Genomic DNA, 23,247 nt, shown 5'->3' with positions numbered 1-23,247 from the left:
GCACAACCGCCCCGAGCAGAGATCGACGATCCCCGCCGCCCCCTGCCGCACGTCGTGTGATTGAAGGAGTGCTACACCGTGTCCGAGGTACGTCTTTCCGTCGAACCGCGCACCGAGTTCGGAAAGGGTGCCGCCCGCCGCACCCGTCGCGCCGGCAAAATCCCCGCGGTGCTCTACGGGCACGGCTCGGACCCGCGGCACTTCGCGCTGCCGGCCATCGAGTTCGCCCGCGTCGTCCGCGAGAACGGCACCAACGCCGTCATCACGCTGGACCTGGAGGGCTCCAGCGAGCTGGCGCTGACCAAGACCATCGTGGTCCACCCGCTCAAGAACTACATCGAGCACGTCGACCTGCTGGTCGTCAAGCGCGGCGAGAAGGTCACCGTCGACGTCCCGGTCGTCGTCACCGGCACCGCGGGCCCGGGCACCCTGGTCGCCCAGGACCTCGACACGATCCAGGTCGAGGTCGAGGCGCTGCACATTCCGGAGCAGTTCGAGGTCTCCGTCGAGGGCATCGAGGCCGGCACCCAGATCACCGCGGGCCAGGTCTCCCTGCCCGCGGGCGCCGAACTGGTCACCGACGCCGAGGCGCTCGTCGTCGCCGTCAACGAGGCGCCGCGCGGCTCCGCTGACGAGGACGCCGAAGCCGAGGAAGCCTCCGCCGAAGCTGCCGAATAAACTCGCTTTCGTGAGTGAAGACCTGCCCGGGGCCGGCGAGCTGATTCTGCTCGCCGGCCTCGGCAATCCAGGGCCCCAGTACGCCGGGAACCGGCACAACGTGGGGTTCATGGTGCTCGACGAACTGGCCGGCCGGATCGGCGGGAAGTTCAAGGCCCACCGCAGCGGGGCCGAGGTGCTCGAAGGCAGGCTGGCCGGTTCCCGCGTGGTGCTGGTGAAGCCGCGGTCGTTCATGAACCTCTCCGGCGGGCCGGTGGTCGGCGCGGCCCGGTTCTACAAGGTGCCGCCGTCCGGCGTCGTGGTGGTGCACGACGAGCTGGACGTCGATTTCGGTGCGCTGAAGCTCAAGCTCGGCGGCGGCGACAACGGGCACAACGGACTGCGGTCCATCACCAAATCGCTCGGCACGCGTGACTACTACCGCGTGCGTTTCGGCATCGGGCGGCCGCCGGGCAGGCAGGATCCGGCGGATTTCGTGCTGAAGGACTTTTCGACGGTCGAGCGCAAGGAGCTCCCGTTCGAGGTCGACCGGTGCGCGGACGCCGCCGAGGCGTTGATTTCGCGGGGGCTCGCTGCGGCGCAGAACGCGTTTCACGCCGCCTGATCTGTCTGATTTTGCCCCGGCTGGGTCCCGACGCACCCGGTGAGGTTTTCTCAGCCGCTGTGGTGCGCCCCCCAGCGGCGGCGAACCGCGTCCTCGATCAGGGCAGCTTCGTCCCCGTGCTCGCGGGGTTTCTGCCCTGGTGCGGGGGCAGGAGTGCGGTGGCGAGCTCAGCGGAAGAGAAGCTGCCGCGCATCGCGCCGCCGAGAACCCTCGGCGAGGCGTTGGGGCCGCTTGAGCCGTTGTGCGTGTGGGTGAGCAGCCGTGGCCGTCCGTGATGGATTTCTCACTCGATGGGCGGCTTCTGGGGCCCTGATCGAGTCGTCCGGGCGGGTGCGGGCTTCCCGGGGTGGCCGGGACCGGTTAGGACGGACTGCAGGAGTTCGCACCACCCCGACCCTGAATCGGAGAATGATCCATGCCGTTTACCGCCGAGGATCTCGCTGAGGTCGCTTTCGGTAACGCCCCGATCGGCCGCCGCGGCTACGCCAAGCAGGAGGTCGACGACTTCGTGCGGCGGATCGCCAAGACGATCGCCGACGAGGACGATCTCACCGCGGCCGAGGTCCACCACGTGCTGTTCTCCAAGCCGTTGATCGGCAAGCGCGGATACGACGAGCGCGAGGTCGACCAGTTTCTCGACGAGGTCGAGACGCAGCTGGCCGACCGCTCCGGACGGCGGGCTCCGCTGATTCCGGGAAGCCGGGACCACAGCGAGGCGACCGCGGGACGCGCCTCCTGGCCTGTGGTCACCGAGGCGCCAGCGGAACGGCTGCCCGGCCGATAAACCTGACGCGAAGGCCGCTGCGAGGATCCCTCGCAGCGGCCTTCGGCGCGTTCGGGCGCTATCCGCGAACGATCAAGCGTCCGCGTTCTTGGCGATCTTGTCCGCGTACTGCACCGCGGTAGCTGCCCGCTTGACCTTGCCGGACGGGGTCTTGGGCAGGCTTCCGGCCGGAAGCACCACGACCGCGAACGGGCGCATGTCCACCGCGTCTCGCACGCGGGCGGCGATTTCCTTGGCCAGCCGGTTTTCCTCAGCGGCGGCACCGGCCAGTTTGGACTCCACGACCACGGCGAAGCGTTCGCGGCGGCTGCCCGCGTCCAGGCGGACGGCGACCGCGTTGCCCGCCCGGACGCCGTCGACCGAGCCCGCGGCGCGTTCGATGTCGGTCGGGTACAGGTTGCGGCCGCCCATGATGATGACGTCCTTGCGGCGGCCGCAGATCACGATCTGGCCGTCGACCAGGTAGCCGAGGTCGCCGGTCTTCATCCAGCCGTCCGGGTCCTGGGTGTCCAGCGGGCCGTCGACGGTCAGGTAGCCGGGCGTCACGGCCTCGCCGCGCAGGCGGATCTCGCCGACCTGCCGTTCGCCCAGCACGGCACCGGATTCGTCGACGATGTCCGCTTCCAGACCGTCCAGCGGGCGGCCGAGCAGGGCGAACGAGCGCACCTCGTCCGTGCCGCGGCGGGGGTCGCCTTCCGGCACCGGGACCGCGCGGTTGTCGGCTTCCAGCGCGTCGGCTTCGACGACGTCCAGCGTGAGTCCGGTGAACAGCGGCGCGAACGAGACCGCCAGCGTCGCCTCTGCCATGCCATACGCGGGGAACACGCATTCGGGCGGCATGTTGAAGCGCTTTCCGGCGTCCACAAAGGTCTCGACGGCCGTCTCGTCGATCGGTTCGGCACCGTTGAGCGCGATGCGCAGCTTCGACAGGTCGTAGGCGTTGTCGTCCTCGACCCGGGCCATGCGCTTGCCGACGATGGCGTACGCGAAGTTCGGCGCGGCCGTCGTGGTGCCGCCGTACTTGCTGATCAGCTCCGGCCAGATCAGCGGACCGGTCAGGAATTCAACCGGGGTGATCTTGACCAGTTCGACGCCGAACGTCATCGGCACGGTCAGGAAGCCGACCATGCCCATGTCGTGGAAGGTCGGCAGCCACGACACCATCACGTCGGTGTCGAACTCGAACTCGGCGCGGTCGACCATCGCCTTGACGTTGGTGTACAGGTTGCCGTAGGTGATCCGGACGGCCTTCGGCTCCGCGGTCGATCCGCTGGTCAGCTGCAGCAGCGCGGTATCGCCCTCGGCGGTCTTCACGATCTCGGCGAGCGGTTCCGCACCGGCCAGTTCGGAGATCAGCCGGTAGCTGATGCCCTTGCCTTCGAGCACCGGGGCGAGCTGGTCGAACGGTTCGCCCAGCACGACCAGCTCGGCCCCGATCATTTCGAGCACCTTGACCGTGTCCTCGGCCCATTCGGCGAGGTCCGTGCGCGGCGTCGGCTGGTGCAGCATCGTCACGCTGCCGCCGGTGAGCCACACCGCCTGCACGGTCGGCGCGATCAGCACCGGTGCGGCGGCCAGCACCGCCACCGCGCTTCCCGGCTTCAAACCGCCGCTGACCAGCCCGCCGGCGATCCGGCGCGCTTCGTCGTGCACCTGCGCCCAGGTCCGGCGCACCGGCTCCTTGGGCTCGCCGGTCACCATGCCGCGCCGTTGCCCCCGGTCCGCCGCGTTCCCGACGAGTGTGTCCACAAACCGACTCATGTGCGTCAGATTACTGTCCGGTTTTCCGGCACTGCCCGCGGCGGCGTGAACAGCGGATGTCCGGCGTCAGGCGGGTTGCGGACGGACCGGTCCAGATGGGCCTGCGGCGGCTCGTCGCGGGTCGGTTTCCGGAACTCCGGCAGCGCGAACGTCGCCGTCCGTCCGCCGATTTTCTCGTGAGTCACTCGGCGAGTTCGGACGTCTCCAGCCACCGCGCCTCGACGTCGTCCTTCTCCGCCAGGACGGCCTTCAGCTCGGTGTTCAGCTCGATCAGCTTCTCCGGGTCGGTAGCCGCCTCCGCCAAAGCGGCGTGCAGCTTCTCTTCCCGCTTCGCGAGCTGGTCCAGCTTTCGCTCCAACCGGCCCAATTCCTTTTGCGCCGCACGGGTTTCCGCCGCACTGCGCTTGGCCTCGGTCTTCTCCGCGGCCGGTGCTTCGCGACGCGGCGCGGCCTCCTTCGCGCGAGCGCGGCGTTGCAGGTACTCCTCGATGCCGCCCGGCAGGTGGGTGACCTTGCCGTCGCCGAGAAGCGCATACGTGGCGTCGCAGACTCGCTCGACCAGGTACCGGTCGTGCGAGACCACCACCATCGTGCCCGGCCAGCCGTCGAGGAGGTCTTCGAGCTGTTGCAGGGTGTCGATGTCCAGGTCGTTCGTCGGCTCGTCCAGCAGCAGCACGTTCGGCTCGGCCATCAGCAACCGGCACAGCTGCAGCCGGCGACGCTCACCACCGGACAGGTCGCCGACCGGCGTCCACTGCCGAGCCGCCGGGAAGCCGAGCTTTTCGCCGAGCTGCGACGCGGTCATCTCCTGCTTGCCGAACACGACGCGACCGGAGACCTGCTCGATCGCTTGCAGCACGCGAAGGTCAGCGGGCAGGTCGTCCAGTTCCTGGCGCAGGTGCGCGAGCGCGACCGTCTTGCCCTGCACCCGCCGTCCGGTCGGCGATTCGACGTCGCCGCCCAGCAGCTTCAGCAGCGTGGTCTTGCCGGAGCCGTTCACGCCGACCAGACCGATCCGGTCGCCAGGGCCGATCCGCCACGTCACGTGATCTAGCAAGGTCCGGTCGCCAACCCGCAGCGATGCGTCTTCCAGCTCCAGCACCGTCTTGCCGAGCCGGCGCTTCGCGAACGCCATCAGCTCCACCGAATCGCGCGGCGGCGGCACGTCGGCGATCAGCGCCTCGGCGGCTTCGACGCGGTAGCGCGGCTTCGAGGAACGCGCCTGCGGACCGCGCCGCAGCCACGCCAATTCCTTGCGCGCCAGGTTCTGCCGCTTCTCCTCCGCGGTCGCGGCGAGGCGGGCGCGTTCGGCGCGGGCGAAAATCCAGTCGGCGTAACCGCCTTCGTACTGCTCGACCCGGCCGTTCGCGACCTCCCAGGTGAGGCTCGCGACGGTGTCGAGGAACCACCGGTCGTGCGTCACGACCACGACCGCGATCCGGCGGCCCAGCAGATGGTCGGCGAGCCAGCGAACGCCTTCGACGTCAAGGTGGTTAGTGGGCTCGTCGAGCACCACGAGGTCCAGCTCGCCGGTCAGCGCGGCGGCCAGCGCGACCCGACGGCGTTCGCCGCCGGACAGGTTCGCGGTCGGGGTGTCGAGTCCGATCGCGGTGATGCCCAGACCGTCCACAATAGACCGGACGCGCGCGTCGGCGGCCCATTCGTGCTCGGCCCCGTAACGTTGCAGCACCACGTCGCCGACCGTGCTGCCGGTCGGCAGTTCGGTGCGCTGGGTGACGACGGCCATCCGCAGGTCGCGCACCTGGCTCACCCGGCCGGAATCCGGTTCGCTCAGTCCGGAAAGGACTTCGAGCAGCGTCGTCTTGCCGCCGCCGTTGAGCCCGACTACGCCGATCCGCTGCCCCTCGGCGACGCCGAGGGAAACGTTGTCCAGCAACGGCTTCACGCCGTAGGACTTGCTCACCGATTCCAGGTTGACCAGGTTGGCCATCCGGATCCTTTCCACTGTGGACTATTGATTCAAGCTTTGCGGTTCAGGCGTGCACGCGCGGCGGCGCGTTGCGCGGAGCGTCGTCGCCGCCGACCACCCTGGCCCCGGGCACCGGGCCGTGCGCGACCCGCACCGTCCGGCATACCCCCGCGCCGGACAGCTCGGCGGCCACCTCGACCGCGGTTTCCGCGTCGGAGCACAGGAACGCGCACGTCGGCCCGGAGCCGGACACGCATCCGGCAAGCGCGCCCGCGTTCACCCCGGCACGCAGCGTGCGGCGCAGGCCGGGCCGCAGCGACACCGCGGCCGCCTGCAAGTCATTGCCGAGCAACAGGGCGAGTTGGCGAGGATCGCCCGACGCGAGCGCCTCCACGACCGGCGTGTGCGACCCGATCCGCGGCGGCTTGCCGTCCGCGCGCAGCCGGTCGAGTTCGCCGAACACCTTGGGCGTGGACAGGCCTTCCTCGTCGAAGGCCAGCACCCAATGGAACGTGTGGCGCGCGAGCACCGGAACGAGCTGCTCGCCGCGGCCGGTGCCGAGCGCGGTGCCGCCGTACAGCGCGAAGGGCACGTCGCTGCCCAGCCGGCCGGCGATGGTGGCCAGCTCGTCGCGGGTGATGTCGAGTTTCCAGAGCGACGAGAGCCCGACCAGCGCCGCGGCCGCGTCCGCGCTCCCGCCCGCCATGCCGCCCGCGACCGGAATGCCCTTGCGCAGCACGATTCGCACCTTCGGCTCATCCGCGTCCGGCCGTCCGGCGTAAGAGGCCAGCTCGCGCGCGGCTCGCCAGGCGAGGTTGGCGCCGTCGGTGGGCACCGTGCGCTCCCCCTCGCCGTACACCTCGAGCCCTGGCTCGTCGGTGGCCGCGACGGTCACCTCGTCGGTGAGCGAAAGCGCCTGGAAGACGGTGACCAGCTCGTGGAACCCGTCCGCCCGCAGGTCGCCGACGGCCAGGTGCAGGTTGACCTTGGCCGGGACCCGGACGGTGACTGGTGGTGGAACGACGGCGAGCACCCGTCCAGCCTACGTGGCTGTCGCTGACCGGGTGCCGTCAGGAGAAAACGTTGGCACGGAAGTTCCCCCAGTCGTCGCTCCGGAGTGGCCAGCCGGACTAATTTGGAACTACTTTGTAACTATGCGCACGCCGGAGGTCAACCTGTCCGAGCTGTCCCTGCACCCGCGCCGGGTCACCGACCAGCTCGAAGGTTCGCCGACCCGGTCGGTCCGGATTCGCCGACGGGAGAAGGACAAACCCGATCTGGTGCTCGTCACCGCCGAGCGCGCCGAGCAGGCGGCGGCCGGGTTTTCGGCGGCCGTCGCGATCCTCGTGGAACTGCTGCGCCGCAGTGCCGAGACGGTCGCGCTCGCCGCCGAGGCGCTGCCCGCCGCGTTCCCGTGGGCGCGCTACCTGTCGGCGGAAGAGGTGCGGACGTTCGTCGGCGAACTGGCCGAAACCCTGGAGCGAACCGAATCCCTCGGCAACCCGGCGCCGTTCGCCGCCCTCGTGGCGAAGTGGAAGCAGGCCGCCGAGGCGCACGCGGATCCGGAGCTGGCGGAGATCGTGCGCCGGAACGACCACAATGGACAGACTTCAGGACGCGTGTCCTAGAACCTTGACCGCATGTCCTGATCTCTCGGGCGATGCGTCCCGCAGATGCGGCGAGGGCCGCCCCAATCGAATGGGACGGCCCTCGGAAAACAGCTCGGTGAAAGGGAAATCAGGCGGCGACGACGCTCTGCGGACCGCGCGCCGGCTGGCTCACGTGCGCGCCCCGGTCGGAGATCCAGGACAGCGCGGCATCGGCCCGCTCGCCGCGGACGCCGAGGCGGAACCGGGCGATCGGGGTGTCCCCGATGCGGGTGAGGCCGCCGCCGATGGTGGCGAGCTCCACGTCGAACCGGCTGGCCGCCTCGGGCAGCAGGGCGCCAACCGAAGCGAAGCCGATCAGGACGACGTCGACCGCGCGGTCGTACTTCGCGGACTGGGCGCGCGAGGTCTCGACCGACGGCAGCACCGCCTGCGCGGTCCAGCTGTCCGGCGTCGAGATCAGGTCGAGCACCGTGCCGCGCTCGACGATCGCGCCGTTGTCGAGCACCGCGACGTCGTCGCAGACCCGGCGGACGACGTCCGCGTCCGGCGTGGTGACGACGATCGTCACGCCCAGCTCGGCCCGCGCCCGGTCGAGCACGGCGAGCACCGCGCCCGCGTCCTCGGCCGCGATCCCGGCGGTCGGGTCGTCAGCGAGAAGCACGGCCGGTCCGGCGGCGAGCGCCTTGGCGACCGCGACCCGGCGGAGCTGGCCTTCGGTGAGTTCTTCGGGCTTCTGCGCGGCGCGGGCGGTGAGGCCGACCAGGTCGAGCAGCGAGCCGACCCGGCTGCGCCGCTGCGGGCCGTCGACGCCGAGTTGCTCCAGCGGGCTGGCGATATTGCCCGCGATGGTGCGTTCGGCGATCAGCTCCGGCTTGGTCCCGACGACGCCCAGCTGGCGGCGGATCTCCCGCAGCCGCTTGCCGTCGAGCGTCGCGGTGTTGAGGCCGTCGAGCCGCACGACGCCGCGGTCGGGGCGCTCCTGCAGCGCGATGCAGCGGGCGAGGGTCGACTTGCCGGAACCGGAGGGACCCACAACCCCGAACAGCGAACCGGCTTGCACGTCAACGCTCACGTCGCGCAGCGCGGCGACACGATTTCCGTGGAAGGGAAAGGACTTGGACACGTTTTCGACAGTGATCACGAAAGGGCTCCAGGCAAACGAGGCGCAGCGCCGATTCCGGGCGCGCCAGGCGTCATCGAATTACCGTCCACTGTGGACGGCGCAAGAAACTGCGGAAAAAACGATCAGGCGATGACCATGGAGCGTTGACACGCACATACCGAGCGGCGACCTTCGTCGACTACGCGCCGACGGGTCAGCAGGAGCGGGCGGGTGACCCTCTTCATCGAAAACAGCCTCCATCGGTCCTGGCGGTAGCACCTGCCCTGCGGAGGGTGGTTGCTGCGACTTCGGCGAGCCAGGTCTCTCAGTCGCTCGGGATGGACGCTTTCGAGTAAAGCCGATCCCATTGGCTGAACGCAAGCGCGTTGGTGCAGATCACACGTCTGGTGGTGCCCGCATGCCGGAACACCGCGTCCAAGAACCGGAAACCCGGAACCTCGGTCGCCGAACAGTGCCTCGACCTGCGAAACACCCGCGGCGGACCTCGGCGGCGAACTAGTTCGTTCCACTGTGGACGATCAAGGATCGTTGTGGAACAAGAGTTTTCTCGTTGTCAAGTGGCGGCGGTTCGCGAGCCTCGACGCTCGGCTCACGGAGGCCTCGACCGGGTCGAGATAGGTCAGCGGAGCGAAGCACCTCGGGTCGGCACCGCTGAACAATCCGGAGCGCGGAGCAGCCGGACTCCCCCGAATGCCGAGCTGCTCGTCACGGGTGGAGGGCGGTTTCTGCCGTAGCCGCGTGATCACTAAGAGTATCTGGATGGCGGCGGGTGACTCACAATCAGCGACGACACAAGATCATCGGACAACGCAGCGAAACCAGGGAATACCCGCCGCCCCGCCGGAGTTGGACGGCACAAGCGAGCGCCGCGAGAGGGGGTCAGCTTCCGGCAGCCGCGATCCGCGCGAACGCGTGCACGTCCAACTGCTCCCCGCGCGTCTTCGGGTCGATCCCCGCCTCCGCGAGCAGTTCGCCGGCCCGCTCGGCAGAACCGGCCCACCCGGCCAGCGCGGCCCGCAAAGTCTTGCGTCGCTGCGAGAACGCCGCGTCGACCACCGCGAACAGCCGTGCGCGATCCACGCCGGAAACCGGGTCGGTCCGGCTGAACGAGACCAGCGCGGAATCGACGTTCGGCACCGGCCAGAACACCGCGCGCGGCACCGCGGCGACCTTCCGCGCCGGGCCGTACCAAGCGAGCTTCACACTCGGCACTCCGTAGGTGCGGCTTCCCGGACCCGCTGCCATCCGGTCAGCGACCTCGGTCTGGACCATTACCAGCCCGCTGCGCAGCGACGGCAGCTCGGCCAGCAGGTGCAGCACCACCGGTACCGCGACGTTGTACGGCAGGTTCGCGACGATCGACACCGGCTCAGCCGGGAGATCAGCGGCCCGCACCCGCAACGCGTCCGCGCCGACGACGGTCAGCCGCTCCGCTGCCTCAGGCGCGCGCTCGGCCACTGTGCGCGGCAGGCGGGCGGCCAGCACCGGATCGATCTCCACGGCGACCACCTGAGCGCCCGCGGCGAGCAGGCCCAGCGTCAGCGAGCCGAGGCCGGGACCGACCTCCAGGACGACATCCCCGGGCTGCACGCCGCCGAGTTCGACGATGCGGCGGACCGTGTTGGGGTCGTGCACGAAGTTCTGCCCGAGCTTCTTCGTGGGCCGGACGTCGAGTTCGTCGGCCAGCCCGCGGATTTCGGCAGGCCCCAGCAGTTCCACCACCGCACGAGCCTACCCAGCGCCGTCAGCGCCCCGGCAACGCGGAGTACGAAAACAGGCGGCCGTGAGCTCGAAACTCACAGCCGCCTGCCGGGAAAACTCAGGTCACGCCTTCGCGCCGCACACCGGCCAGGCACCGTAGCCGCCACCGCGAGCGGCACGGACCTTCTCGGCCACCGCGATCTGCTGCTCGCGGCTGGCCTGGCTCGGCAGCGCCGCGTACTGGTCGCCGCCGTAGGCGTTCCAGGTCTGCTTGTCGAACTGAAGGCCGCCGTAGTAGCCGTTGCCGGTGTTGATCGACCAGTTGCCGCCCGACTCGCACTGCGCGATGCGGTCCCACGCGGATCCGTCGCCGATCGCCGGCTGCGGCGGCTTCTTGGTGCCGACCTTGATGATCTTGGCCTTGGCCTCGACGAGCACCTTCTCCGAGACCTGCTCGCGCGCGACTTCCTCGCCGTTTTTCTTCGTGACCTTGTAGGTCACCAGCTTCTTGCCCGGCGTGCCCGGGTCCTCGACGCTCTGCTGGCCCTGCAGCTGCGTCGGGTCGTCGACCTTCTGCACCTCGGGGTCGATGGTCTCTTCCTGGTTGACCATCGACACGCCCATGCGGCTGACGTGGACCTCGGCGCCGTTCTTCAGGCTGACGTCGAGGCCGCCCTCGATCGCGTCGTCCGGGCCCAGGTTCAGCTTCAGGTCGGAGGCGAGCTCCTTGGTGGTCACCGCGGTGGTGTCCACCTTGCGGGGCGCGTTGGTGCCGTCGAAAAGCGTGATGTGCTTGAGGGTCTTGACCTGGACGGTCGAACCCTCCAGCGGCAGTTCGCCGGACGACGGCATCGACGTCCACGCGCCCTGGGAAAGCATGCTGCCCATGCCGAGCTGGCCCATGGCCTCGCCGAGCGTGGTCGCGCGGACCCACGAGGGCCGGGACACGCCGTCCACGACGAGGTTCAGCTGACGGCCGCGCTCAAGCTTGATGACGCCGCCGTCGCCGACCGCCGCCTGCGGCGAGGGCGAAAGCGCGTCGTGCTCGCCGACCGACAGGCCCGCGTCCTCGAGCACCTCGCCGACGGTGCCGCCGTAGCTGTGCACGGTCTGCTGGTGGCCGTCGACGTCGACGGTGATGCTCTTGTTCATCGCGAGCGCCGCCGCGCCGCCACCGCCGACGGTGACCAGCAGCGAAAGCACGGCACCCTTGAGGAAGCGGCGCTTCCAGGTCTTGGTCGCCTCGCGCAGCCCTTCCTCGACCGCGGCCTTCTTGGCCTGCGGGGAGGCGGTGCGGTCCTGCTCGACCTCGTCCGGGAGGACGAGCGGCGGAAGCATCGTGGTTTCCGCGTTGATGAGGCGGATCAGCTCGTCGACGTCGACGTCGATTTCCGACATCAGCATGTCGGCGTCCGGGCCGAGCGCGGCGAGCACGTCCTGCTCGGTCACCCGGAGCTCGTCGGAGAAGTCAAGCTGCCCGTAAGCGGTGTCCTCAAGCTCGCGGTCGAGCACGGCCACCGAGGACGCGGAGGAGGAGAAATACGCCGAACCCGCGTCAAGACGCGAGTCATCCTGCCGACTACCAGTCACCGGGTCGTTCCCTTTCCCAAGACACCGCGCGTCGTTCGCGCGTCGTCCTTCGTTCGCGACGCACCCTCGGGCGCGCCTCTCAAGTCCGACACCCCCAGCCAGCGCCATCGTCACGGTCCCGAGTCGTACCAACCTCGGTTCCGCTTCCCCGACGTGCACTGACGTGACTGGTGGGCGTATCAGCCGGCTCCGCGTCGCGGTACCGACCGGCACGATCACGGGACAGTAACGGGTGTTGGCAGGTTGCGCAAACACCCCCCGGAGTGTCGTGACTTGTGTCACTCATCAGGTGGACGAATGCGCGGTCTCGAATGTCGCAATCCGTGCAACTCGTTGTGACACTACGGAATCAGGCGGGCAGCCGATATGCGCGTTCGGCAGTGGTCCGGACCGCTTCGGCCACCTCGTGGACCGCTTCGCCGCGCAGCTGAGCGAGGAAGCGAACGGTGTAGGCAGTGCAATACGGCTCGTTCGGCCGCCCACGGTAGGGATGAGGCGTCAAAAACGGCGCGTCAGTCTCCGCGAGGAACTGCCCACGCGGCACGAGACGCGCGGCCTCATGCAGCCCGCGCGCGTTCTTAAAGGTGACCGTGCCCGCGAAGGACAGGATGTAGCCCTTGTCGACACAGCGGCGCGCGATGTGCTCGTCGCCAGAGAAGCAGTGGAAGACCACCGTCTCGGGCGCACCTTCCTCGTCGAGGATGCGAAGCACGTCCTCGTGCGCGTCGCGGTCGTGGATCATCAGAGCCTTGCCAAGCCGCTTCGCGAGGTCGATGTGCCAGCGAAACGCAGCCTGCTGCGCATCGTGCGGCGAGTAGTCCCAGTAGTAATCGAGCCCCGTCTCGCCGACCGCGACCACCCGCTCGCCACGCGCCAGACGCTCCACTTCGGACTGTTCGGCGGCCCCGAATTCCTTGGTGCGCGTGGGATGAATAGCCACTGCGGCAAACACCCGCGAGTCCCAGGTGGACGCCTCGGACGCCCAACGAGCAGCAGCGAGGTCGTCCGCGACAGTGACAACCCGCGCGACCCCAGCCCGTTCCGCGCGGTCAACCATCTCCGCGACGTCAGCCGCAGTCTCCGCACCGCACGCGTCGAGATGAGTGTGCGCGTCAACCACCGTCACCGGCAGCCGGTCGGGAATCGGGGGAAGTTCGCGCTTCTCGTCACCCATGACCCCAAGCTACTGCGCCCCCGCCCGCAGATGCCGTGAGGGGAACCCTGCGGGACCCAGATTCCCCAGGGTTCCCTTCGCGACCCGCACCCGGGTCGCGAGGGGCCCCTTCACGGACCGCCCGCCCAGCGCAGCCGCAGGGGTACGCCCCAATGTGGCGTTGGGTGCATCCCACGCACCGAACGCCACATTGGGTGCGCCACATGCACCCAACGCCACATTGGGGCGCTAGCCCCACTCACAAACCGCAGCCGACGCACCCACCGACGGAGGCACCCCACACCGCCCCCAACCCCGCTCCGAAGCCGCCCTGCGGTTCGGGGGTGCTTGTCAAGGCATCTTTCCCGCCTTGACAAGCACCCCCGAACCGTCAGCACAATAAAACTTCGGGGGTGGGGCCACCCCGAGCGCAATGTCGCCCCCAGGGCGACGAGCCCGCCCGAGACCTCAATCAGTCACGATCGGAGCCCACTCCGGCCCAGTCTCCCCCAACTTCGGATCCAGCTTCGTGAACAACGGAGTCGGCTTCTCCAACGGCCGCCCAACCTCAACCGGCTGAGACTCCCACTTAGCCTGCTCCCCGGCGTAATCCCCGGTCAGAATCGGATTGACCCGCCCAGGCAGGTCAAGATCCTCAACCTCCTGAAGCTCAGGCTGCGCAGCCCAAACCCCAGTCCCGCCAAGCGCCTCGTGCACCTTCTGCGCCGAATGCGGCAGGAACGGCGTCAACAACGTATTGGCGTCGCTGACCACCTGCAACGCCGTGTGCAACACCGCGTCCCGCCGGTCCGGATCGTCCTTGAGCTTCCACGGCTCCTGATCCGACAGATACCGGTTGGCCGCCGTAACCACCCGCATCGCCTCAGCCGCGGCCAGCTTGAACCGCGACCGCGCCAGATGCCCCCCAGCGGTCTCAAACGCCTGCCGGGACAACGCCTTCAGCTCCTCGTCCGCGGGCGCAGGCGCGGTCGGGGCCGGAATCGCCCCATTGTTCTTGTGCGCCATGGAAATCGACCGGTTGACGAGGTTCCCCCACTCGTTGGCCAGCTCGAAGTTCGTCCGCCGCACGAACTCGTCCCACGTGAAGTCCGTGTCCTGCGTCTCCGGCCCGGCCACCGAGATGAAGTACCGCAGCGCGTCCGGCCCGAACTCCCGCAGGAAGTCGTGCACGTAGATGACGGTTCCCCGGGAGGTGGAGAACTTCGACCCGCTCATGGTGAGGAACTCGCTGGACACGATCTCGTCCGGCAGGTGCAGCTTGCCGTACTTGCCCGGCTCGCCGCCGCGGTCGCCGCTGCCGTTCTGGCCGAGCAGCAGCGCGGGCCAGATCTGGGCGTGGAAGGTGATGTTGTCCTTGCCCATGAAGTAGTAGGCGCGCGCGGCGTCGTTGGCCCACCACTCCTGCCAGGCGTCCGGGGTGCCGTTGCGGCGCGCCCATTCGACGCTGGCGGAGAAGTAGCCGATGACCGCGTCGAACCAGACGTAGAACCGCTTGAGCGGCTGGTCGCGCCAGCCGTCCAGCGGGATCTTCACGCCCCAGTCGAGGTCGCGGGTGATCGGCCGCGGCCGCATGTCGTCGATCAGGTTTTTGGTGAAGTTGAGGACGTTCGGGCGCCAGTCGGTTTTGGTGCCGAGCCAGTCGCCGAGGGTCCGGGTGAACGCGGGCAGGTCGAGGAAGTAGTGCTCGGTCTCGACGAACTTCGGCGTCTCGCCGTTGATCCGCGACTTCGGGTTGATCAGCTCGGCGGCGTCGAGCTGGTTGCCGCAGTTGTCGCACTGGTCGCCGCGCGCGCCGTCGTAGCCGCAGATCGGGCAGGTGCCCTCGATGTAGCGGTCGGGCAGCGTGCGGCCGGTGGACGGGCTGATCGCGCCGCGGGTGGTCTTCGGGACGACGTAGCCGTTGCGGTTGAGCGCGAGGAAGATCTCCTGCGTCACCGCGGCGTGGTTGCCGGTGGTGGTGCGGGTGAACAGGTCGTAGGAAAGGCCGAGGCCGCGCAGGTCCTCGTCGATCTGGCGGGTGTACTTGTCCGCGGTCTGCTGCGGGGTCATCCCCTCTTTGTCCGCCTGGACGGTGATCGGCGTGCCGTGTTCGTCGGTCCCGGACACCATGAGCACCCGGTTGCCGGCCATTCGCTGGTAGCGGGAGAAGACGTCGGACGGGACGCCGAATCCGGACACGTGGCCGATGTGGCGGGGGCCGTTGGCGTAGGGCCAGGCCACCGCGGTCAACACAGGGGTGCTCATACCTGTTTAGCCTACGGATGCGCTCCAGGGCGTTTCCTGGCGGTCGGGGAAGGGAGAGCCGGTGTCGGCGACGCGTCTGCTGGTGCTCGGGGTCGTGCGGATGTTCGGCCGCGCGCACGGCTACCAGGTGCGCCGCGAACTGCTGTCGTGGTCGGCGGACAAGTGGGCGAACGTCCAGCCCGGTTCGATCTACCACGCGCTCAAGAAGATGGCCGCCGAGGACCTGCTCGAGAAGATCGACGTCGAACCGGGCGACGGCGGTCCGGACCGGGTCGCCTACCGGCTCTCGCAAGCGGGCGAGCAGGAGTTCCAGATCCTCATCGCGAAGGGCTTGTCCGATCCGGCCGCGAGCAACGCGGAGCTGTGCGCGGCGGTGAGCCTGATGCCCGCGCTCCCGCGGAAGTACACGATCAGCCTGCTCAGGCAGAACCTGGTCCACTTCGAGGCGGAAGAGCGCCGATCGCGGTTGAGCCTCGAGGACGACACCTGGGGGAAACCGCCGCACGTCGCCGAACTGTTCCGCCTGTGGGGCGGGATCGCCAGCGCGAGCCGGGAATGGCTCACCGGCCTGATCGGCAGGCTCGAGGCGGGCGAGTACGTGATGGCCGACGACCCGGGTTCGGCCTTCGCTCCGCCAGCCCCCGAGTAATCAAATTTGACTAACCCCTCCTTCCTCGGGCACAGTGTGCGCGTCAACTAGTCAAGATTGACTAGTTGATCTTCTTGGGAGGAGAGGGGCAATCCATGATCACGGCACGCGGACTCGAGCGGCGGTTCCGCCGCAAGGGCCGAGCCGGTGGCGAAGTGCACGCGGTGAAGGGGGTCGATCTCGACGTCGAGGCGGGCGAGCTGGTCGGGTTCCTCGGCCCGAACGGGGCGGGCAAGACCACGACGCTGCGCATGCTCACCACCTTGTTGAGACCGACCGCGGGCACGGCGACCGTCGGCGGGCACGACCTGCTCACCGACGCGGCGGGGGTGCGCCGCAACATCGGGTACGTCGCCCAGGGCGGCGGAACCGCGCCTGAATCGCGCGTCGGCGAAGAGCTGGAGCTGCAGGGCAGGCTGTACCGGATGAGCAGGGCCGACGCGATCGCGCGCGGCAAGGTGCTCGCCGAACAGCTCGACCTGACCGGGCTCGAACAGCGGGCCACGAAGACGCTCTCCGGGGGTCAGCGGCGCAGGCTCGACATCGCACTGGGGCTGATCCATTCGCCGGGGCTGGTCTTCCTGGACGAGCCGTCCACCGGGCTCGACCCGCAGAGCCGGGCGAACCTGTGGGGACACATCCGGCGGCTGCGCGCGGAGCAGGGCGTCACGATCTTCCTGACCACGCATTACCTCGACGAGGCGGACGCGCTGGCCGACCGGCTGATCGTGATCGACGACGGCCGGATCGTCGCCGAGGGGCATCCGGACGCACTGAAGGAGCAGGTCTCCGGCGACGGGGTGGCGATCGAGGTGGATCCGCGATCCGCCGAGGCCGCCGCCGACCTGGCCCGGCAGCTGCCCGGCGCGCACGAGTTCGCGGTGCGCGAGGGGTCGATCCGGTTCCGGGTGCCGCGCGGCGACACCGCGATGCCGGAGCTGCTGCGCGCGCTCGACGCCAAGGAGATCGCGACGACCTCGATGCAGGTCACGCGGCCGACCTTGGACGACGTATTCCTTACCCTCACCGGCCGGTCGCTGCGCGAAGCCGAGCAGCCCGCGCCGGCGGAACCGGAGGTGTCCGGTGTTGCATGACACCTGGCTGATTTTCCGGCGCGACATGGCGGGCGCGCTGCGGAATCCGGCGTGGCTGCTGATCGGGCTCGCCCAGCCGTTGCTGTACCTGTTCTTCTTCGGCCCGCTGCTGGTGAAGTCGCTCAGCGCGCAGGGGATATCCGAGGTCGACGGCTGGATGGTGCTCACGCCCGCGCTGATCGCGCAGCTGGCGCTGTTCGGCAGTTCCTTCGTGGGCTTCGGGCTGCTGGCCGAGTTCCGGTCCGGCGTGGTCGAGCGGCTGCGCGTCACCCCGGTGCACCGGGCCGCGCTGCTGCTCGGGAAGGTGCTGGCGAACGCGTTGCAGGCGACCGTGCAATCGGTGCTGATCATCCTGCTCGCCTACCTGGTGTTCGACCTGAACGCCCCGGTCGGCGGCGTGCTGCTCAGCCTGGCGATCGTGTTCCTGCTCGCGCTCACGCTGGCGTCGTGCTCCTACGCGCTGGCGCTCACGCTCAAGAGCGAGGAGGCGTTCCCGGCGCTGCTCAACGCGGTGCTCATGCCGTTGCTGCTGCTGTCCGGGATCCTGATCCCGATCACCGCCGGGCTGGCCCCGAAGTGGCTGTACACGATCTCGCAGATCAACCCGTTCCGGCACGTGGTCGACGTGGAGCGCAACAGCTTCCGCGGCGACTTCTCGATGGACGCGCTGTTCACCGGGAGCGTGGTCGTGCTGGTCATGGCCGTTTTGGCGATCTGGTGGGGAACGCGCACCTTCCAACGGGAAAACGCCTGATCAAAGCCTATCGACACGCCGGGAAAGGTCACCCCGCTCCGGAATTCCGGACGTAGGGTGGCCTTTCACCCGTCGTGGGGCTTGTCAGGGGTGCGAGGTGGCGGAACCGGAGAGTGGGCGCGGACTCACGCTCACTCATCGCGAGCAAGTGCTCGATTGGGCGGCGGTGCGCGGCGCCGACGTGCGGTTCGCCTCGGTCACGATCAGCGAGAACGTCAACTGGAGTGATCCGGGCGCGGAACGGACGCTGGCCGCGGCCCAGCACGCGGGCATCCACACCGGGGCCCGGCACTACGCGCGTCCTGGAGCGGTGCACGACCAGGCCGACCATTTCGTCCGGACGGCGAGCAGGCTCGGCGCGTTCGCACCCGGATCGCTCGCTCCCGCACTGGAAGTGGACGCGCAGAGCGTCGACGACCGGTTCGTGAAGGCGTGGATCAAGCACGTGCGGCACGCGGCGCGGATCCGCCGGGTCCTCGTGTACGCCGGGCACGACTGCTGGGCGCACCGGCTGCACCCGGACCGCTGGGCCGATTCCGACGTCGTGCTGTGGCTGGTGCGGCACAACGGCATCCCCGGACGGCCCGGCTGGTTCCATTCGCGGCTCGGGCTGCACCAGCACGCCTTCGCGCCGGACGTGCCCGGCGTCGACGGGCCGGTGGCGCAGGACGCGGTGGTGTATCCGTTCGCGCTGTCCGATGTGCTGCTCTGATCACCTTTTCCGCTGGTCACCGCCGGTTTCCGGCACAATGGCGCGATGCGTTTCCAGCGGCTGCGGACCGACCTGACCCCTTCTCGGGTGCTCGTTCTGCTGTCCGTGTACGCCCGGGCGCACGGCCTGCCCGAACCCGCCGCGGTCTGCGGGAACTGGTTCGGGTCGCCGGCGGTGGTGGCGCCGTTCGTGGCGGTGACTCCGCGGCCCTTCCCGTCGGCCTTTTCGGTCTCGGGTCCGTCCGAGCGGATCGGTGGCGGGTGGTTCGGGTTTCTGGCTTACGACCAGGCGGATCCGTCCGGCCGCTCCACCGGGGTTCCGGAGTCGGCCTGGGGCTGGGCGGATCACGTACTGCGCTGGGACGCGGCGGGAGTGTGCTGGTTCGAGTCGCTCGAAGGCGACGCCGACGCGCAGCTTGCCGTGATCGAACGCGCGCTGGCTGGGTCCGCGGAGCTGTCGTGGTCCGCCAGCGCGTTGGACCGGCCTTCCGGACACGAGCAGGCGGTGAAGGCGTGCGTGCACGAGATCGAGGCAGGCGAACTGTTCCAGGCGAACATCTGCTCGCGGTTCACCGGGACGTTCGAGGGGTCGCCCGCCGCGCTGTTCGCCGAAGGGGTGCGACGGCTGGCTCCGCGGCGGGCGGCTTACGTCACCGGTGAATGGGGTTCGGTGGTTTCGCTGTCGCCAGAGCTGTTCTTGGCACGCCACGGCCGACGCGTGCGGTCGTCGCCGATCAAGGGGACGTTGCCCCGTCGCGGTCCGGCGGATGACGGCAACGCGCTCCGGTTGCGGAAGTCGGCGAAGGACGTCGCGGAGAACGTGATGATCACCGACCTGGTGCGCAACGACCTCGGGCGGGTGTGCGAGGTCGGCAGCGTCGTGGTGCCGGAACTGCTTGCCGTGCATCCGGCTCCCGGCGTGTGGCATCTGGCGTCCACAGTGGAGGGTCGGCTGGCGGACGGCGTGACGGATGCCGGGTTGCTGGCGGCGACGTTCCCGCCGGGTTCGGTTACCGGCGCGCCGAAGATTCGGGCACTGGACCTGATCGCCGAGCTGGAACCGACGGCGCGCGGCGTATACACCGGCGCCGCCGGAATGCTGTCGCCGCTGGCGGGGCTGGAGCTGAACGTGGCGATCCGGACGTTCGAGATCAGCGGGGACCGGATCGCGCTCGGCGTCGGCGGCGGGATCACCGCGGACTCGGACAGCGCCGCGGAATGGCAGGAATGCCTGCACAAAGCCGCGCCGCTGGAGTCCTTGCTGGCCAGCCCTCGTGAGCGGTAAAGCCGGTGCTAACCGGGTTTACCGCTCACGAGCCTTACTTACGCGGGTCGAGCAGCAACTTGCCCGTCGTGCCTCGGGACCGCAGCGCCTCGTGCGCCTTCCGCGCGTCCGCCAGCGCGTACTCGCCGCCCGCGATCGCGCGGAGCTTGCCGTCCTGCACCATGGTGAACAAGTCGCTGAGCGCGGTGCCGAAAACGTTGCCCGGCAAGCGGAACACGTGCGGCAGCCACATCCCGGCGACGGTCGTGCTGTGGCCGAGCAGATTGCGCAATTCGATCGGCTTCGGCGACCGGCGGCCGGCCATCCCGTAGAAGACCAGGCGGCCGAACGGGGCCAGCGCGGCGATGCTCTGGTCGGTCGTGGTGCCGCCGACCATGTCGAGAACGATGTCGACCCGCTTGCCGCCGTTGGCCTCCCGCAGAACCTCGGTCATGTTCTCCGCGCGGGAATCGACCGCGACGTCCGCGCCGAGTTCGATCGCCAGTTCGCGCTTTTCCTCGCTGCTCGCGGTCGCGATCACCCGGCCCGCGCCCCACGCGTTCGCCAACTGCACCGCGATCGATCCGACCCCGCCCGCCGCGGCGTGCACGACCACGGTCTCGCCTGGCTCGAGGTGGGCGTTCTTGCGCAGCATGATCCACGCGGTCGCGCCCTGGACCAGCATCGACAGCGCGTTCAGGTCGTCGACGCCATCCGGAACCGGAAACGTCATGGCCTCGTCGGCCACGACGCGCTCGGCGTAGCCGCCGCCGTCGTTGAGCAGCGCGACCACGCGCTTGCCGTCCGCCGTGCGGCCGACGACCTCGCCGCCTGGCACGAGCGGCAGCTTGCTCGGAGCGAGATACGAGTTCTCCGCCTGATGCGTATCCGCGTAATTCAGCCCGACGCGGTCGACCTCGATCAGCACCTGCCCCGGCCCGGCCACCGGATCCGGCAGCTCGACCGGCTTCAGCACCTCCGGACCGCCGAACTCGGTCACCTGCACAGCACGCATCTTCGCGGCTCCTCTCGTCGTGAGACATCCTGCCATACGTCTCACCTCTGGGACACTCTCTGCTAACGTCTCACCCATCGACACGCCACTGTCAACCCGCACCTCGCGACCCGACGCGGTCGCGGCCTTCCGCCTTGCCCGCGCCCGGTTCCTCGCCGGAGACCGCGTCGACATGCGCGACCTGGCCGGCGACCTCGGCGTCAGCCGCGCGACCCTGCATCGCTGGGTCGGCAGCCGGGACCATCTGCTGAGCGAAATCCTGTGGGCGGAGACCTCCTCGGTGCTGGATAACGTCAGTTACGCGGGCCGCGGCGGGGACGGCGTCGCGGAGGCGATCGGGACGTTCGTGCGCACGGTCAACGCTTCCGAACCGTTCCGCGCGTTCTTGCGCCGGGAGCCGGAGCGTGCGCTGCGGTTGCTGACGACCAAGGCGAGCCTGGTGCAGTCGCGGACCATCGAGAAGGTGCAGGCGTTGCTGTCCGACGAGGTCGCGGCTGGGCGGCTGGAGTCACCGCTGCCGGTAGCGGATCTGGCGTATCTGCTGGTTCGGGTCGGAGAGTCGTTCATCTACACCGATGCCATCACCGGCGAGGAGCCGGACGCGGAAAAGGCTTTGGTAGCGGCGAAAATGCTGTTGCGCGGTCGGTAAAGTTTTCTGGTGACTGCTGTCCAGGCCATCGCCCGGATCCCGACCGCTTCGATCGGCAAGCTGGTGTGCCATCCGAAACTGCCGCTCGTCGCCGGGATCGATCAGGACCGGCCCGCGGTGCATCTCTACTACGCCGAGCGAGTACTCCGCGAAATCGGCTCGGTAGGCGCGGATTCCGCGGAATACGGGAAGTTCGACCACTGGCCCGTCGTCGCCTGGCATCCGGAGCGGCCGGAACTGGTCGTATCCTCTGGCGGGGAAACGGTTCGCTGGACTCGGTCCGGCACCTCCGCGCTGGACATCGCTGTCTCCGACGACATGGCCTTCAGCCCCGACGGCCAGTCGCTGTGGACGTCGACCGATCTCTGCGACCGTTCGGGTGTGGGTCACCGGGGTCGCCGCGCATCCTGCGGGAGGGCTGGTCGCCACGCTGCAGAGCGACCAGGGCGCGACCTTTGTTCTCTTCTCCCGCCCAGGCGAGAAGCTGCGGTTCCTCGACTGGGCCCTGATTCTGGAATCCAACTGCTGGGGGCTTCCAGTCTTCAGCTCCGACGGGCGGTACCTGGCGATTCGCGGCAACACCTACGAACACCAGGTCCTGGTGTTCGAGTTCCCTTCGCTGCGCCGGACCAGGAAGATCTCGCTCGGCGACCCGAAACGGCCCAACCGGAATTTCTCCTGGCTCTGGGAGAACGTCGCCTTCGGTGCGCGGCCCGGCGTACTGTGGATCGGGACGCCGTCCGGCACCTTGCTGGAGCGGGACGTCGAGCGGTGACCTCGTGGTCGCCGAGGACGACGAACTCGCACTGGTGCCGGTTCCCGGTTCCCGCACCGCCGCGGATCCGGCCACCGTCGCCGAGTTCCTCTCCAGCACAACGGAAATCCCCGACGACGGCCTGCTGGACGACCACGTCGTGCACACCAACAGCATCCGCACTTGGCGACCGGAGGACCTGGCCACGATCACCAAAACCTCACCCGGTGACCCGATGTGGCTGCAGTTTTTAGCCGAGGACAATGCCCGGCGCTGACTCACTTCCGGGCCGCGAGCACCGCCGCGTAAAGCTCCTTCGTGGACACCCCAGCCGCACCGGCCACCTCGGCCGCGACGGTCTTCAGCCGTTCCCCCGAAGCGACCCGCTCCGCCACCTCCGGCACCAGGTCCGCCACCGACGCCTGCCGAGGAGCCGCGCCCTCCAGCACCACCGAGATCTCGCCGCGGACCCCGTCCGCTGCCCACTCGGCAAGTTCCGCGAGAGTGCCGCGTTTGACCTCTTCGTACGTCTTCGTCAGCTCCCGGCACACCGCGGCCCGCCGAGACCCGCCCAGCGCGGCGGCAGCGTCCGACAGCAGGGACGCGATCCGGTGCGGCGATTCGAAGAACACGACAGTCCGGCGCTCGCTCACCAGCTCCGCGAACCACTTCGACCGCTCGCCAGGCTTGCGCGGCGCGAAGCCCTCGAAGCAGAACCGGTCGCAGGGCAGCCCGGACAACGCGAGCGCCGTCGTCACCGCCGACGGGCCGGGAAGGCAGGTGATCGGCAGATCCTCCTCGACGCACGCGGCCACGAGACGGAAGCCCGGATCGGACACGCTCGGCATCCCGGCATCGGTCACGACCAGCACCGTCTCGCCGCCGTGCAGCGCCTCCAGCAGCTTCGGCAACCGGGCGGTCTCGACGTCCTCGTAGAAGCTGACCACCCGCCCGGTTGGCGACACGCCGAGCGCGGAAGCGAGCCCGCGCAGCCGCCGCGTGTCCTCGGCCGCGATCACGTCTGCCGAGCCCAGCGCCTCGATCAGCCGGGCGGACGCGTCGCCGGGATCGCCCAGCGGGGTGGCGGCGAGGACGAGCCGGCCGGAGGCAGAAGTCATGGCAGTCAGCCTAACCAGACGCCACCGGTGGATCAGGCCG

Annotated in this window: 23 protein-coding genes and 1 riboswitch; of the genes, 12 read left to right on the top strand and 11 right to left on the bottom strand. The window is 69.2% G+C overall.

Annotated elements, in window-relative coordinates; translation table 11 throughout:
• Nucleotides 1–78: 78 nt before the first annotated feature.
• The 3 genes from H4281_RS05500 to H4281_RS05490 all read left to right on the top strand — a co-directional run bounded on the left by H4281_RS05500 (nucleotide 79) and on the right by H4281_RS05490 (nucleotide 2,066).
• On the top strand, nucleotides 79–678 hold the full coding sequence (locus H4281_RS05500; RefSeq protein ID WP_182889777.1) for a 50S ribosomal protein L25/general stress protein Ctc: 600 nt from the start codon (nucleotides 79–81) through the stop codon (nucleotides 676–678).
• A 10-nt stretch (nucleotides 679–688) separates the two neighbouring features.
• On the top strand, nucleotides 689–1,282 hold the full coding sequence (pth, locus tag H4281_RS05495; RefSeq protein WP_067575582.1) for an aminoacyl-tRNA hydrolase: 594 nt from the start codon (nucleotides 689–691) through the stop codon (nucleotides 1,280–1,282).
• Nucleotides 1,283–1,697: 415 nt separating this feature from the next.
• Nucleotides 1,698–2,066 carry a DivIVA domain-containing protein gene (locus H4281_RS05490; RefSeq protein WP_182889776.1) on the top strand — a complete coding sequence of 123 codons (369 nt, stop codon included), beginning with the start codon at nucleotides 1,698–1,700 and terminating at the stop codon, nucleotides 2,064–2,066.
• A gap of 72 nt (nucleotides 2,067–2,138) precedes the next feature.
• On the opposite strand, the gene H4281_RS05485 is transcribed toward H4281_RS05490, so the two are convergent.
• The 4 genes from H4281_RS05485 to H4281_RS05470 are packed head-to-tail and all read right to left on the bottom strand — an operon-like array spanning nucleotide 2,139 to nucleotide 6,790.
• Nucleotides 2,139–3,827, bottom strand: coding sequence for a fatty acyl-AMP ligase (locus H4281_RS05485; protein WP_182889775.1), 1,689 nt, complete (start codon nucleotides 3,825–3,827; stop codon nucleotides 2,139–2,141).
• Nucleotides 3,828–3,832: 5 nt separating this feature from the next.
• On the bottom strand, nucleotides 3,833–4,012 hold the full coding sequence (locus H4281_RS05480; RefSeq protein ID WP_182889774.1) for a hypothetical protein: 180 nt from the start codon (nucleotides 4,010–4,012) through the stop codon (nucleotides 3,833–3,835).
• Nucleotides 4,009–5,778: an ABC-F family ATP-binding cassette domain-containing protein gene (locus H4281_RS05475; protein ID WP_182889773.1), complete on the bottom strand. Its 1,770-nt coding sequence runs from the start codon at nucleotides 5,776–5,778 to the stop codon at nucleotides 4,009–4,011. The genes H4281_RS05480 and H4281_RS05475 overlap by 4 nt, the downstream gene beginning before the upstream one ends.
• A gap of 43 nt (nucleotides 5,779–5,821) precedes the next feature.
• Complete coding sequence (locus tag H4281_RS05470) at nucleotides 5,822–6,790, bottom strand: 4-(cytidine 5'-diphospho)-2-C-methyl-D-erythritol kinase (protein ID WP_037820169.1); 969 nt, start codon at nucleotides 6,788–6,790, stop codon at nucleotides 5,822–5,824.
• 121 nt (nucleotides 6,791–6,911) lie between these two features.
• Between H4281_RS05470 and H4281_RS05465 the strand changes: the two genes are divergently transcribed.
• Nucleotides 6,912–7,385, top strand: a complete 474-nt coding sequence (locus H4281_RS05465; RefSeq protein ID WP_182889772.1) for a hypothetical protein — start codon at nucleotides 6,912–6,914, stop codon at nucleotides 7,383–7,385.
• 109 nt (nucleotides 7,386–7,494) lie between these two features.
• Here the strand turns inward: H4281_RS05465 and H4281_RS05460 are convergent, their stop codons facing one another.
• The 5 genes from H4281_RS05460 to metG form a co-directional block, all read right to left on the bottom strand.
• On the bottom strand, nucleotides 7,495–8,508 hold the full coding sequence (locus H4281_RS05460) for a methionine ABC transporter ATP-binding protein (protein WP_182889771.1): 1,014 nt from the start codon (nucleotides 8,506–8,508) through the stop codon (nucleotides 7,495–7,497).
• Nucleotides 8,509–8,723: 215 nt separating this feature from the next.
• Nucleotides 8,724–8,814, bottom strand: a riboswitch (SAM riboswitch).
• A gap of 555 nt (nucleotides 8,815–9,369) precedes the next feature.
• Nucleotides 9,370–10,212, bottom strand: a complete 843-nt coding sequence (gene rsmA, locus H4281_RS05455) for a 16S rRNA (adenine(1518)-N(6)/adenine(1519)-N(6))-dimethyltransferase RsmA (protein ID WP_182889770.1) — start codon at nucleotides 10,210–10,212, stop codon at nucleotides 9,370–9,372.
• A 102-nt stretch (nucleotides 10,213–10,314) separates the two neighbouring features.
• Nucleotides 10,315–11,703: a resuscitation-promoting factor gene (locus tag H4281_RS46130; protein ID WP_182890226.1), complete on the bottom strand. Its 1,389-nt coding sequence runs from the start codon at nucleotides 11,701–11,703 to the stop codon at nucleotides 10,315–10,317.
• Nucleotides 11,704–12,130: 427 nt separating this feature from the next.
• Entirely contained in the window at nucleotides 12,131–12,955 is an 825-nt protein-coding gene (locus H4281_RS05445; RefSeq protein WP_182889769.1) for a TatD family hydrolase, read from the bottom strand.
• A 447-nt stretch (nucleotides 12,956–13,402) separates the two neighbouring features.
• Nucleotides 13,403–15,199: a methionine--tRNA ligase gene (metG, locus tag H4281_RS05440; protein WP_182889768.1), complete on the bottom strand. Its 1,797-nt coding sequence runs from the start codon at nucleotides 15,197–15,199 to the stop codon at nucleotides 13,403–13,405.
• A gap of 61 nt (nucleotides 15,200–15,260) precedes the next feature.
• On the opposite strand from metG, the gene H4281_RS05435 reads away from it, so the two are divergent.
• The 5 genes from H4281_RS05435 to H4281_RS05415 all read left to right on the top strand — a co-directional run bounded on the left by H4281_RS05435 (nucleotide 15,261) and on the right by H4281_RS05415 (nucleotide 19,692).
• Nucleotides 15,261–15,848: a PadR family transcriptional regulator gene (locus H4281_RS05435; RefSeq protein WP_182889767.1), complete on the top strand. Its 588-nt coding sequence runs from the start codon at nucleotides 15,261–15,263 to the stop codon at nucleotides 15,846–15,848.
• 95 nt (nucleotides 15,849–15,943) lie between these two features.
• A complete protein-coding gene (locus tag H4281_RS05430) occupies nucleotides 15,944–16,942 on the top strand; it encodes an ATP-binding cassette domain-containing protein (protein WP_182889766.1) in 999 nt (332 codons plus the stop codon).
• Nucleotides 16,932–17,696, top strand: coding sequence for an ABC transporter permease (locus H4281_RS05425; protein WP_182889765.1), 765 nt, complete (start codon nucleotides 16,932–16,934; stop codon nucleotides 17,694–17,696). The genes H4281_RS05430 and H4281_RS05425 overlap by 11 nt, the downstream gene beginning before the upstream one ends.
• Nucleotides 17,697–17,793: 97 nt before the next feature.
• Complete coding sequence (locus tag H4281_RS05420) at nucleotides 17,794–18,408, top strand: glycoside hydrolase family 25 protein (RefSeq protein WP_182889764.1); 615 nt, start codon at nucleotides 17,794–17,796, stop codon at nucleotides 18,406–18,408.
• Between the two features lie 45 nt (nucleotides 18,409–18,453).
• The gene (locus tag H4281_RS05415) at nucleotides 18,454–19,692 is read left to right on the top strand and encodes an aminodeoxychorismate synthase component I (protein ID WP_182889763.1); all 1,239 of its coding nucleotides are present in this window, start codon (nucleotides 18,454–18,456) and stop codon (nucleotides 19,690–19,692) included.
• A gap of 34 nt (nucleotides 19,693–19,726) precedes the next feature.
• Here H4281_RS05415 and H4281_RS05410 read toward each other — a convergent pair whose 3' ends face one another.
• Nucleotides 19,727–20,686, bottom strand: coding sequence for a quinone oxidoreductase family protein (locus H4281_RS05410; RefSeq protein ID WP_182889762.1), 960 nt, complete (start codon nucleotides 20,684–20,686; stop codon nucleotides 19,727–19,729).
• A 172-nt stretch (nucleotides 20,687–20,858) separates the two neighbouring features.
• Between H4281_RS05410 and H4281_RS05405 the strand changes: the two genes are divergently transcribed.
• From H4281_RS05405 to H4281_RS05395, 3 genes are all read left to right on the top strand, one after another.
• Entirely contained in the window at nucleotides 20,859–21,335 is a 477-nt protein-coding gene (locus H4281_RS05405; RefSeq protein WP_182889761.1) for a QsdR family transcriptional regulator, read from the top strand.
• Between the two features lie 379 nt (nucleotides 21,336–21,714).
• Nucleotides 21,715–22,110 (top strand): hypothetical protein, encoded by a 396-nt coding sequence (locus tag H4281_RS05400; protein ID WP_182889760.1) that lies wholly within the window; start codon nucleotides 21,715–21,717, stop codon nucleotides 22,108–22,110.
• Nucleotides 22,111–22,114: 4 nt separating this feature from the next.
• Nucleotides 22,115–22,366: a hypothetical protein gene (locus H4281_RS05395; protein ID WP_182889759.1), complete on the top strand. Its 252-nt coding sequence runs from the start codon at nucleotides 22,115–22,117 to the stop codon at nucleotides 22,364–22,366.
• Between the two features lies 1 nt (nucleotide 22,367).
• Here H4281_RS05395 and rsmI read toward each other — a convergent pair whose 3' ends face one another.
• Nucleotides 22,368–23,207 carry a 16S rRNA (cytidine(1402)-2'-O)-methyltransferase gene (gene rsmI, locus H4281_RS05390; RefSeq protein WP_182889758.1) on the bottom strand — a complete coding sequence of 280 codons (840 nt, stop codon included), beginning with the start codon at nucleotides 23,205–23,207 and terminating at the stop codon, nucleotides 22,368–22,370.
• Nucleotides 23,208–23,247 lie beyond the last annotated feature (40 nt).

The organism is Amycolatopsis dendrobii (genome assembly GCF_014145675.1).
GTDB classification, from domain to species: domain Bacteria; phylum Actinomycetota; class Actinomycetes; order Mycobacteriales; family Pseudonocardiaceae; genus Amycolatopsis; species Amycolatopsis dendrobii.
This window is presented reverse-complemented; position numbering and strand designations above follow the sequence as displayed.

Bases quoted from the DNA above. Each gene is read 5' to 3' on its own strand.
- rsmI (WP_182889758.1), bottom strand. From the start codon at position 23,207: ATGACTTCTGCCTCCGGCCGGCTCGTCCTCGCCGCCACCCCGCTGGGC.
- H4281_RS05485 (WP_182889775.1), bottom strand. From the start codon at position 3,827: ATGAGTCGGTTTGTGGACACACTCGTCGGGAACGCGGCGGACCGGGGG.
- H4281_RS05410 (WP_182889762.1), bottom strand. From the start codon at position 20,686: ATGCGTGCTGTGCAGGTGACCGAGTTCGGCGGTCCGGAGGTGCTGAAG.
- H4281_RS05475 (WP_182889773.1), bottom strand. From the start codon at position 5,778: ATGGCCAACCTGGTCAACCTGGAATCGGTGAGCAAGTCCTACGGCGTG.
- metG (WP_182889768.1), bottom strand. From the start codon at position 15,199: ATGAGCACCCCTGTGTTGACCGCGGTGGCCTGGCCCTACGCCAACGGC.
- H4281_RS05490 (WP_182889776.1), top strand. From the start codon at position 1,698: ATGCCGTTTACCGCCGAGGATCTCGCTGAGGTCGCTTTCGGTAACGCC.
- H4281_RS05415 (WP_182889763.1), top strand. From the start codon at position 18,454: ATGCGTTTCCAGCGGCTGCGGACCGACCTGACCCCTTCTCGGGTGCTC.
- H4281_RS05465 (WP_182889772.1), top strand. From the start codon at position 6,912: ATGCGCACGCCGGAGGTCAACCTGTCCGAGCTGTCCCTGCACCCGCGC.
- H4281_RS05405 (WP_182889761.1), top strand. From the start codon at position 20,859: ATGCGCGACCTGGCCGGCGACCTCGGCGTCAGCCGCGCGACCCTGCAT.
- H4281_RS05430 (WP_182889766.1), top strand. From the start codon at position 15,944: ATGATCACGGCACGCGGACTCGAGCGGCGGTTCCGCCGCAAGGGCCGA.
- H4281_RS05445 (WP_182889769.1), bottom strand. From the start codon at position 12,955: ATGGGTGACGAGAAGCGCGAACTTCCCCCGATTCCCGACCGGCTGCCG.